7 protein-coding genes are annotated in these 10,871 nt (G+C 43.9%); all 7 read left to right on the forward strand.

All coding sequences use genetic code 11. The features are described 5' to 3' along the window. Positions 1–48: 48 nt before the first annotated feature. The 7 genes from RB604_RS12630 (at position 49) to RB604_RS12660 (ending at position 10,857) form a co-directional block, all read left to right on the forward strand. Positions 49–804, forward strand: a complete 756-nt coding sequence (locus tag RB604_RS12630) for a creatininase family protein (RefSeq protein ID WP_055294936.1) — start codon at positions 49–51, stop codon at positions 802–804. Positions 805–1,126: 322 nt separating this feature from the next. Further along, positions 1,127–2,272: a cyclically-permuted mutarotase family protein gene (locus RB604_RS12635; protein WP_055295062.1), complete on the forward strand. Its 1,146-nt coding sequence runs from the start codon at positions 1,127–1,129 to the stop codon at positions 2,270–2,272. A gap of 17 nt (positions 2,273–2,289) precedes the next feature. Continuing rightward, positions 2,290–2,955, forward strand: coding sequence for an SGNH/GDSL hydrolase family protein (locus RB604_RS12640; RefSeq protein WP_044097437.1), 666 nt, complete (start codon positions 2,290–2,292; stop codon positions 2,953–2,955). After that, on the forward strand, positions 2,952–5,015 hold the full coding sequence (locus tag RB604_RS12645; protein ID WP_055294938.1) for a GDSL-type esterase/lipase family protein: 2,064 nt from the start codon (positions 2,952–2,954) through the stop codon (positions 5,013–5,015). Before RB604_RS12640 ends, RB604_RS12645 begins: the two co-directional genes overlap by 4 nt. Before the next feature lie 94 nt (positions 5,016–5,109). Beyond that, complete coding sequence (locus RB604_RS12650) at positions 5,110–7,854, forward strand: SusC/RagA family TonB-linked outer membrane protein (protein ID WP_055294940.1); 2,745 nt, start codon at positions 5,110–5,112, stop codon at positions 7,852–7,854. Positions 7,855–7,868: 14 nt separating this feature from the next. Further along, the gene (locus RB604_RS12655; protein WP_055294942.1) at positions 7,869–9,503 is read left to right on the forward strand and encodes a RagB/SusD family nutrient uptake outer membrane protein; all 1,635 of its coding nucleotides are present in this window, start codon (positions 7,869–7,871) and stop codon (positions 9,501–9,503) included. Positions 9,504–9,714: 211 nt separating this feature from the next. Beyond that, positions 9,715–10,857, forward strand: a complete 1,143-nt coding sequence (locus RB604_RS12660) for a hypothetical protein (protein WP_055294944.1) — start codon at positions 9,715–9,717, stop codon at positions 10,855–10,857. The last annotated feature ends 14 nt before the right edge of the window (positions 10,858–10,871 follow it).

The raw sequence follows: 10,871 nt of genomic DNA on the forward strand, positions 1-10,871 counted from the left end.
CTCATTCAGGATTCGGTAGAAGAGATTTATCTGATAATAACGATAGTGATGAATAAAGAAATTGATTTATCCGTATCATGCTACGGAAAGACGAAAGATTTGGATTACGATTTAGTAATTCTTCCTTGGGGAGCTACTGAGCCCCATAATTTGCATTTACCTTATTTGACGGATTGCATATTATCTCATTCGGTTGCAGTCGATGCGGCAGAACGGGCTAAAAAAGAATATGGTGTACGTTGTATGGTGATGCCTCCTGTGACGCTGGGATCACAAAACCCCGGACAGCGCGAACTGCCGTTTTGTATACATGCCCGGTATGAAACACAGAAAGCAATCCTTACGGACATTGTAGCTTCGCTTCATACGCAAGGTATCCGTAAAATGGTTATTGTAAACGGACATGGAGGAAACAATTTTAAGAATATGATCCGTGACCTGTCAATGGATTATCCCGATTTTCTGATTGCTTGCAGTGAGTGGTTTACAGTGCTTCCTGCAAAAGATTATTTTGATCAGCCGGGAGATCATGCCGATGAGTTGGAGACTTCCGTAATGATGCATTATCATCCTGAATTGGTAAATCTGGAGGAAGCCGGTGAGGGTCGGTATAAGCCGTTTGCTATAAAGTCTTTACAGGAAAAGGTTGCGTGGATCCCACGTGACTGGCAGAAAGTGTCTGATGATACGGGGATCGGAAACCCTAAACTGGCTACGGCAGAAAAAGGAAAAAGATATGCAGAAGCCGTTGCGGAAAAATATGCAAAGTTGTTTTCCGAACTTGTCCGGGAAGCGGTATATTGACCGTAATGATTTATATGCAATAATTAAGTAGTTAAGTAGTCAAGTAGTTAAGTAGCAAGTAGTAGATAGTCAAGTAGCAAGTAGTAGATAGTTAAGTAGTAAGTAGTAGATAGTTAAGTAGTAAGTGGTAGATAGTCAAATAGTAGGTAGTCAGGTGGTAAGTAGTTAAGTAGAAATAGTTTGTTTGATGTGTTTCCATTAACTATCTACTACTTACTACTTAACTACTTGACTACTTAACTACTGTATTAATTCGGTTTTTCATATCTGCTCTTTATAAATGTTTGAACAGGGTTACTTCAAAAATAAAAAGGATGAAACGATGATAAAGGTAAGACAGGTTTTGTTATGCAGTGCTGTGCCATTTTTCTTTTTGGCAGCTTCGTGTGTTCGGGAAAACTCGTCCCGGAAGCAGGATATCCATGTGCAGCAGATGTCCGGCTTTCCGAATCAGGAATTCGGTTATGAGTTGGGAGTGTCTGCTTGTTACGCCGGTATTATCGGTAACAAATTGGTTATGGCCGGAGGTTGTAATTTTGCAGGGAAATCTGCGGCAGAAGGTGGGCCGAAATATTTTTATAAAGGCATATATACGGCCGAAATAACGGAAGACTCCGTGCTCGTGTGGAAACAAGTTGGAGAATTGCCGTCACCGGTAGCCTATGGAGTTTCTATCTCACGGTCCGGTGAGATGATTCTTATCGGAGGGAATAATGCAGACGGAGGGCTTACCTCCGTATTCCGTCTGAAACTGGCAGAGGATGGCGGGGCTATTTTGGATACATTGCCATCGTTGCCTTTTGCACTGGACAATATGTCCGGTGCTGCATCCGGCAATACGATTTATGTGGCGGGGGGAAACCGGAATGGATCTCCTTCTACTTCGATGTTGTCTTTAAATCTCAATGAACCGGAGCTCGGTTGGAAAGAAGAAGTTCCATTTCCGGGTGCTGCACGTGTACAGCCAGTTTGTGCCGTACAAGATGGTATGTTGTATCTGTGGGGAGGCTTTTGTCCTTCACAGAATGGGGGCGAAGCCAGTGTAGCTACTGATGGTTACCGGTATCTGCCTTTACAAGAACGATGGGAACCGGTACCGGCGCCTGCCGTTGCAGAAACAGGAGAGCCGCTTACTTTGACCGGAGGAACTTCCTGCGTTTGGTCGGATAGTATTATTCTATGTACAGGTGGAGTGGATAAAGATATTTTTCTGGATGCTATCAGTGGTGATTATAAGCGAATTGCAAAAGAAGATTATTTGCTGCAACCCGTTGCCTGGTATCGGTTTAATGGCCGGTTGATGGCATACAATACCCGCCGGAACCATTGGGAGGAATGGGAGGAATCTGCTTGCCTGGCACGGGCCGGTGCTGCTTTATTAGGGAAAGGACAGCAATTATTTATTGTAGGAGGCGAACTGAAACCGGGTATTCGTACCGCAGAAATCAGCAGAATTACAATCAAGTAAAATGATTAAAGCATATGATGACGCACAAATGGATTTTTATTTTATTGTTGCTTGTATCGATGGCAGGCAATGCTCAGGAGCGGAAATATTCAACGTTCTATTATCAACGGGCAACTTTATTTGAAGAACTTCCGGTCACTTCGAAAGACATTATCTTTTTAGGAAACAGCATTACGAATGGAGCGGAATGGTCGGAACTGTTCAGTAATAAGCATGTCAAGAACAGGGGGATCAGCGGGGATATCTGTATGGGGGTCTATGATCGTCTGGATGCCGTTTTAAAAGGAAAGCCGGCAAAGATCTTTTTGTTGATCGGTATCAATGATGTGAGCCGGGGGACTTCGGCGGATACCATTGTCGGATATATCGGGATGATTGCTGCTAAAATAAAAAAAGATTCCCCTAAAACAAGGTTATATTTACAAAGTGTGCTTCCGGTAAGCGATCATTATAATATGTTCAAAGGGCATACGGCACATTGGGAAGAAGTGGCGAAGATAAATGAAGGATTAATCCGGCTGGCGGAGAAGGAAAAACTGACATATATCGATCTTTATTCCCACTTTGTAGACTCAAAGACGGGTAAGATGAATATTGAATATACCAATGACGGTCTCCATCTTTTGGGGAAAGGTTATTTGAAATGGGTAGAGATTGTGAAACCTTATATTTCGAAGAAATGAAAAAGATATTCTTAGGAGCCTTATGTCTCTTGCTGTGTTTGGGGGTATCGGCCAAAGCACCTGTAAAGATTGCCTGTGTAGGAAATAGCATTACGTATGGCTATACGATTGAAAACAGGGAAAGAGATTCGTATCCTGCCCAGTTACAACGTATGCTGGGTGAGGGGTATACCGTTGGAAATTTTGGAAAATCCGGAGCGACTTTGCTGAATAAAGGTCACCGTCCTTATATGAAGCAGGAAGAGTTTCAAAAGGCGCTGGCTTTTGCCGGAGACATCGTTGTCATTCATTTGGGCATTAATGATACGGATCCGAGAAACTGGCCCGACTATCGGGATTTTTTTGTCAGGGATTATCTGGCACTGATCGACTCTTTTCGTGTAGTAAACCCTGATGTACGGATTTTGGTGGCACGGATGACTCCTATTGCCGATCGTCATCCGCGTTTTGAGTCCGGTACGCGTGACTGGCATGGAGAGATACAACAAGCCATTGAGACCGTTGCAAGATACGCCAATGTACAGTTGATTGATTTTCATGAACCGCTTTATCGTTATCCTTTCATGTTACCGGATGCAGTACATCCTACGGTAGAGGGAGCAGGTATTTTAGCGGGAGTTGTGTATTCTGCCATTACCGGAGATTACGGCGGTCTGCGTTTGTCCGAAATATACAGTGATAACATGGTGTTGCAATGTGGATGTCCGTTGGATATTCATGGTGTGGCCGATGCCGGTGAAAAAGTCACCGTCAGTATCGCCGGACAGACAGAAAGTGTGAAAGCAGGTGCAAACGGTAAATGGGCTGTATGCTTGAAACCGCTGCAACCGGGAGGCCCTCATACGCTGACCGTCTCTACCGGAAAGCGCCGGTTGCATTTTGAGAATGTGCTGGTAGGAGAAGTCTGGCTTTGTTCCGGACAGTCCAATATGGAATTCATGATGAAGGAGGGAGTGGATGGCAAGGTCGATATTCCGCAGAGTGGGAATGCGGGCATTCGTTTGTTCGATATGAAAGCCCGTTGGCGTACGAATGCAGTAAAATGGGATGCTTCCGTGCTGGATTCACTGAATCATTTGCAATATTATGCAAATACCGAATGGGTGGAATGTTCCCCGAAGGCGGTGGCGGATTTTTCAGCCGTTGCCTATTATTTTGGGAAGATGCTGCAAGACAGCTTGCAGGTTCCTGTAGGGTTGATTTGCAATGCTATCGGCGGTTCGCCTACGGAAGCTTGGGTAGGTCGTAAAGCTTTGGAATATGAATTTCCGGCTATTATGCGCGATTGGCTGAAGAATGATTTTGTTCAGAAGTGGGTACACGGGCGTGCGGCTTTGAATATTAAGCTGACAACTGATAAATTACAGCGCCATCCCTATGAACCTTGCTATTTGTTTGAGTCGGGAATAGTGCCGTTGGATAGGTATCCCATAAAAGGGGTTATCTGGTATCAGGGAGAATCGAATGCCCATAATTATGAGGCACATGAGAAACTGTTCCGTTTGTTGGTCGGTAGCTGGCGTGAGAACTGGAATGATCCGGATTTGCCTTTTTACTATGTACAGTTGTCTTCTATCGACAGGCCGTCATGGCCTTGGTTTCGCGATAGCCAACGAAGGCTGATGGATGCGATTCCTCATACGGGAATGGCGGTTTCGAGCGATTATGGCGATTCACTGGATGTACATCCAAAGAATAAACGTCCCATAGGCGAACGGTTGGCACATTGGGCATTAAACCGTACTTATGATAAGAAACAGGTTGTTCCGTCGGGACCTTTGTTTCGTAGTGTGGATTTCCGGGAGGATGCGGCTTATGTGGGTTTTGATTATGCCGACGGATTGCATACGGCTGACGGGAGGCCAATCAGGGAATTTGAAATAGCCGAGACGGAAGGGTTATATTATCCGGCCAAAGCCGAAGTTGTGGGAAATCAGGTGAGGGTATACAGTGACCGGGTGAAACATCCATGCTATGTCCGTTATGCCTGGCGGCCGTTTACCCGTGCAAATCTGGTAAACTCTCAGAGCTTGCCGGCTTCTACTTTCCGTTCCCGCTAAAAAAAGCTGTTCTCCGGATAAAAAAGACCGTATCCGGAGAACAGCTTTTAGTCTTTTTTTGTTTTATCTTTATATTCCTTAATATAAAGATAACATGAAACAACACCGACTCATCTTTCTTCAGACTGTCTCATTCTGTTTTTCTCTGTTGGCAATGTCATTGGATGGCTTTTCTCAGAAGCCGTCGGCCGTTCCTCTCGACTCTTTGATTACTGTAGGATATGCCACCGGCAACATTAAGAACCTTTCCGGTTCTGTGGAAAAAATCACCGAGTTACAGATGAACCGCGATCAGATACTGAATCCTCTCGATGCTATTCGCGGACGTGTTCCCGGACTTACCATACAAAAAGGAACAAACGGTACGGCCACTTTGGATGCCGTCCGCCTGCGCGGAACGACCTCGCTTACCAGTGGCAACGATCCTTTGATTATTGTAGACGGCGTGTTCGGTGATCTGAATATGCTTTCGTCTATCTATCCCACTGATATTGAAAGTTTCACCATTTTGAAGGATGCTTCCGAAACTGCCCAGTATGGATCTCGCGGAGCTTCCGGAGTGATTGAAGTCACCACTAAAAAGGGCGTTAGCGGCAAAAATCGGATCAGCTATAACGGTAGTTTTGGTATAGCCACTGTCTATAAGAATCTTAAAATGCTTCCGGCAGGTGCTTTCCGTCAAGTAGCAGCTGAGCAGGGCATTTCCATTCTCGATTTGGGGAATAATACGGACTTTCAAAAGGAGATTGAACAGACCGGCTTCCAGCAAAATCATCATATTGCCTTTTATGGTGGCTCCGATGCTTCCAATTATCGTGTCTCTTTAGGGTATGTTGACCGGCAAGGAGTGATCTTGAATGAGGATATGAAGAATTTCACGTCCAATATGAATATGACACAGAAAATCTTCGGTGATTTTATCCGTTGCGAGTTGGGTATGTTCGGTTCGGTACAGAAAAATCACAATCTTTTCGATTATCAGAAGACTTTTTATTCGGCAGCTACCTTTAATCCTACTTTTCCGAATCATAAGAATACGGAGACGGGTTCCTGGGATCAAATCACCAATGCCAGCCAGATAACCAATCCTCTGGCATGGATGGAAGTGAAGGACCATGATGCAACGTCTCACATCAGCACCCATGCGAAACTGACATTTAATCTGCTTGATGAACTGAAACTCGTCATGTTCGGGTCTTATACTTATAATATAGTAGAGAACTCCCAGTATCTTCCTACTTCGGTATGGGCACATGGACAAGCCTATAAAGGAACCCAAAAGATGGAGTCGCTTTTGGGTAATCTGATGTTGACCTACAAGAAGAATTGGCGGAAACATTACTTTGATGCGTTGGCGTTGGCAGAGCTTCAAAAGGAGACGTATACCGGATATTACACCACAGTCACTAATTTCAGTACCGATCTTTTCGGCTATGATAATCTTCAGGCAGGAGCTGTCCGGCTTTGGGAGGGGACGAATTCTTATTATGAAGAGCCACACTTGGCTTCTTTTATGGGGCGTTTCAACTATACTTATGCCGACCGTTATATTCTTACGGTCAATGCCCGTACGGACGCCTCTTCCAAGTTTGGTAATAATCATAAATGGGGCTTTTTCCCATCTGTCTCGGCGGCATGGGCGGTGAGTGAGGAGAAGTTTATGAAACGCATTCCTTTGGTGGATAATCTGAAACTTCGTGTGGGTTATGGATTGGCCGGCAATCAGAATGGAATAGATTCTTACACCACTTTGAGATTGGTTCGCCCCAACGGAGTAGTACCTGTGGGAAATTCTGCCGTAGTCACATTGGGCGAGATGCAGAATATAAATCCTGATTTGAAATGGGAAGTGAAGCACACTTTTAATGCCGGAGCAGACTTGGGGATGTTTGGGAACCGCCTGTTGTTCTCTATCAACTACTACAATTCTAAAACGACCGACATGCTTTATCTGTACAATGTCAGCGTCCCGCCATTTGCCTACAATACATTACTGGCCAATATCGGCTCCATGCGCAATAGCGGTACTGAAATAGCCATCGGCATCACTCCGCTTAAAACCCGGGATATGGAACTGAACATCAATGCCAATATTACTTTCCAAAGAAACAAATTGCTATCCTTGAGCGGCGATTACAATGGAGAGAATATTTCGGCGCCGGAGTATAAGAGTCTGGCGAGTCTTGACGGAGCCGGCTTTCACGGCGGATACAATCATATTGTTTATCAGATAGTAGGCCAGCCTTTGGGTGTCTTTTATCTTCCTCATTCCAGTGGACTCGTTTCCGACGGCAACGGTGGATATACCTATGGTATTGCTGATCTGAATGGTGGCGGAGTCAGTCTTGAAGATGGCGAAGACCGCTATGTGGCCGGGCAGGCGGTGCCTAAAACGCTGTTGGGCTCCAATATCAGCTTTCGCTATAAACGGTTTGACGTTTCGTTGCAGGTCAATGGCGCTTTCGGGCATAAAATCTACAACGGCACCTCGCTTACTTACATGAATATGAATATTTTTCCCGATTATAACGTTATGGAAGAGGCTCCCCGACGGAACATCAAGGACCAGACTGCTACCGATTATTGGTTGGAAAAGGGAGATTATATCAATTTTGATTATCTGACTATCGGCTGGGATGTGCCATTGGGTAAGAGCCGGAAGTATATCCAGTCGCTTCGCCTGGCACTGACGGTGAACAATCTGGCTACCATCACCGGGTATTCCGGACTGTCGCCCATGATCAACAGTTCCACTGTAAATTCCACATTAGGAGTAGATGATAAACGGGGGTATCCGTTGGCACGTACGTATACATTAGGATTGAGTATTAACTTTTAAAGAAAGGTTGCACTATGAAACGTTCATTTATTTATGCACTATATTTTTTGTTGTTGTCATTGTCACAAATATCCTGTGATGACTTTCTCCGGGAAAATCCCCGGGATAGAATAGGTGAGGAAGAAGCCTATCGGAACCTTCCGGAGCTCTATCTGAACGCGGTAGCCTCTCTATATAACCATATAGGCGGTTATAGCGACAGTCAAGGGCTGCAGGGAACCGGCCGTGGTATTTACGATCTGAACACTTTCACTACCGATGAGGCCATTATGCCGACTCGGGGAGGCGACTGGTATGACGGTGGTTTCTGGCAAGGACTTTATTTGCACGATTGGGGTGTCAATAATGATGCCATACAGGCAACTTGGGAGTATCTGTATAAGGTAGTAGTACTCAGCAATAAGTCTTTGGAGCGAATTGATCTTTACGCTGAGACCCACACTGATAAGGAGTTGGCGTCTTATCGGGCTGAGGTGCGTGCATTACGGGCACTGTATTATTATCATCTGATAGATCTGTTTGGAAATGTCCCTTTGGTTCTTTCTTCTTCCACGTCGATGAAAGAGGTGACGCAGAAGAGCCGCAGGGAAGTGTATGATTTCGTGGTACAGGAATTACAAGAGTCAGCTCCGGAGTTGAGTACGGCTCATAGCAATTTACCCGGCACTTATTATGGACGTATTACCCGTCCGGTTGTCTATTTCCTTTTAGCAAAATTGGCTTTGAATGCAGAGGTGTATGCTGATAATGACTGGACGGACGGAGTACGTCCGGATGGACGGGAACTTTATTTTACTGTTGACGGAAAGCGTTTGAATGCCTGGCAGACAGTGGAAGCCTACTGTGATTCTATTACGAAATTCGGATATCGTCTTGAAGAAGATTATAAGACGAACTTCGCAGTTTTCAATGAGTCGTCGGCCGAGAATATATTTATTATTCCAATGAATAAAAACCTGTATACTAACCAAATGCAATATCTTTTCCGTTCCCGCCATTACAATCATGCCAAAGCCTACGGACTGAGCGGCGAGAATGGCTCCAGTGCAACCATCGAGGCGTTGCGCACTTTTGGGTATGGCACTGCGGAGGTCGATCCCCGTTTTGATATTTGTTATTTTGCCGGTATTGTATACGATTTGAAAGGGAATGTAGTCCGATTGGACGATGGCACGGTACTTGAGTATCTGCCTTGGGAAGCTGCTTTAGATATATCCGACACCCCATATGAAAAAACGGCAGGAGCCCGTATGAAGAAATATGAAGTGGATGAAACGGCCACGAAAGACGGTAAACTGATGGAAAATGATATCGTACTTTATCGCTATGCCGATGTGCTCCTGATGAAGAGTGAAGCAAAAATCCGCAACGGCGGAGCGGGCGATGAAGAATTGAACCGGGTTCGTTCCCGAGTGGGCGCTTCGTATCGTGAAGCTACTTTGGAAAATTTGCTTGCCGAAAGACAATTAGAATTTGCCTGGGAGGGTTGGAGACGGCAAGATCTTATCAGATTCGACTTGTTTACCCGTGCATATAGCAGCCGGCCACAACTGCCGGATGAGGGAAATGGGTATACTACCGTATTTCCGATTCCCGATAAGGTAAGACGTATGAATCCGAATCTGATTCAGAATCCGGGGTATAAATGATGAATGAGAGGGGTATGCAACTTTCCTTTAGTTTCTACTTATAATTAATATATAAAATGCTTTGTTGGCTGATAAATGCTAACAAACATACTAATCACCTGTAAAATAAATAAATATTTATTTGTTTTACAGGTTTTCTTGTTGTATTTTTACGATAATTAAAAAAAACTATTAAAAGTTATCTGAAATATGTTAACCTATAAATGATGATATGAAAAATTACATTTTACTGTTTTTGCTGTCTTTTGTGTTTATACGGGTATCTGCGCAGGAGTTATCTCAAGAGATATCTCTTCCTCGTGCGGGAGATATACTTGATAAGACACAGTTAGATTACACGACTTCTGGTGCGAGTGGGGGAGAGGTGATATGGGATTTTCGTAAACAGACAGTACGTGATGATAATTACAAAGTAAGTTATTCTGGTAAGATTGATTCAATATTGTGTCTTTCGGAATCAAGGACACAGTATAAATATAGGCTTTCAGGAGATTCGTTACTTTTTGTCGGTTATGAAAATGCCAATATCCGTATCGAAAATAAGCTTCCGGCAGTTACTTTATGTTACCCTTTTGTTTATGGTGATTCTATCGGGTCTTACTTTTATGGCGAGGGTAGTTACAGCCATTCTTTAGGAATTTCTTCTTATGGATTTACTTCTACCGTAGCAGATGGCTTAGGTTCTCTTTTGCTCCCTGGTGTAGATACTTTACGACAGGTTCTCCGTATTCGTCACAATCAATATATAGGGCAAGTTTATCATGCTGATAGTAAGTTTATGAACGATAGTATTTCTTGTTTGCCGGATAGTGTACGACAATGGCTGAAACATGATCCGGCCAGGTGGCATGTTGTTCATTGCCAGTGGTATGTTCCCGGTTATCGCTATCCGGTATTCGAAACGTTTGAGAACTCTATTTATAAATTCGGTTCTTTGTACAAGCATTTTAATACAGCTTTTTATTATCCTCTTACGGAACAGTGCTATCTTGCAGACGACCCGGAAAATCGTATTATTCGCGATCGGTTAGCTATGCTTGATGAAAGAGCTTTCAAACAAGAATCGAACGATTTTTCATTCACTTCCGGCGGACAATATGGCAATGTTTTATTAAACTATATGCTGACTTCCGAAAAACAACTGACATTACATTATCAGGTTGATGAACCGGTACAATTGGAAGTGATTATTACGACGATTTCGGGTATTGTGCTTTATCATCAACCAGTTCATACCGTTTCTAATGGAATTTATACCGAACAGGTGAATCTTGCCGGACAAGGAGAAAATGAATTTGTTCTTTGTACTATTGTTAATGGGCAACAGGAATCTCAAAAAATTATCTGTTACTAACTTCGTATAAATTA

Source organism: Bacteroides salyersiae, assembly GCF_031172035.1.
Taxonomy (GTDB): Bacteria; Bacteroidota; Bacteroidia; order Bacteroidales; family Bacteroidaceae; genus Bacteroides; species Bacteroides salyersiae.

Coding starts and splice junctions, on each gene's coding strand:
- RB604_RS12630 (WP_055294936.1), top strand. CDS start 49: ATGAATAAAGAAATTGATTTATCCGTATCATGCTACGGAAAGACGAAA.
- RB604_RS12635 (WP_055295062.1), top strand. CDS start 1,127: ATGATAAAGGTAAGACAGGTTTTGTTATGCAGTGCTGTGCCATTTTTC.
- RB604_RS12640 (WP_044097437.1), top strand. CDS start 2,290: ATGACGCACAAATGGATTTTTATTTTATTGTTGCTTGTATCGATGGCA.
- RB604_RS12645 (WP_055294938.1), top strand. CDS start 2,952: ATGAAAAAGATATTCTTAGGAGCCTTATGTCTCTTGCTGTGTTTGGGG.
- RB604_RS12650 (WP_055294940.1), top strand. CDS start 5,110: ATGAAACAACACCGACTCATCTTTCTTCAGACTGTCTCATTCTGTTTT.
- RB604_RS12655 (WP_055294942.1), top strand. CDS start 7,869: ATGAAACGTTCATTTATTTATGCACTATATTTTTTGTTGTTGTCATTG.
- RB604_RS12660 (WP_055294944.1), top strand. CDS start 9,715: ATGAAAAATTACATTTTACTGTTTTTGCTGTCTTTTGTGTTTATACGG.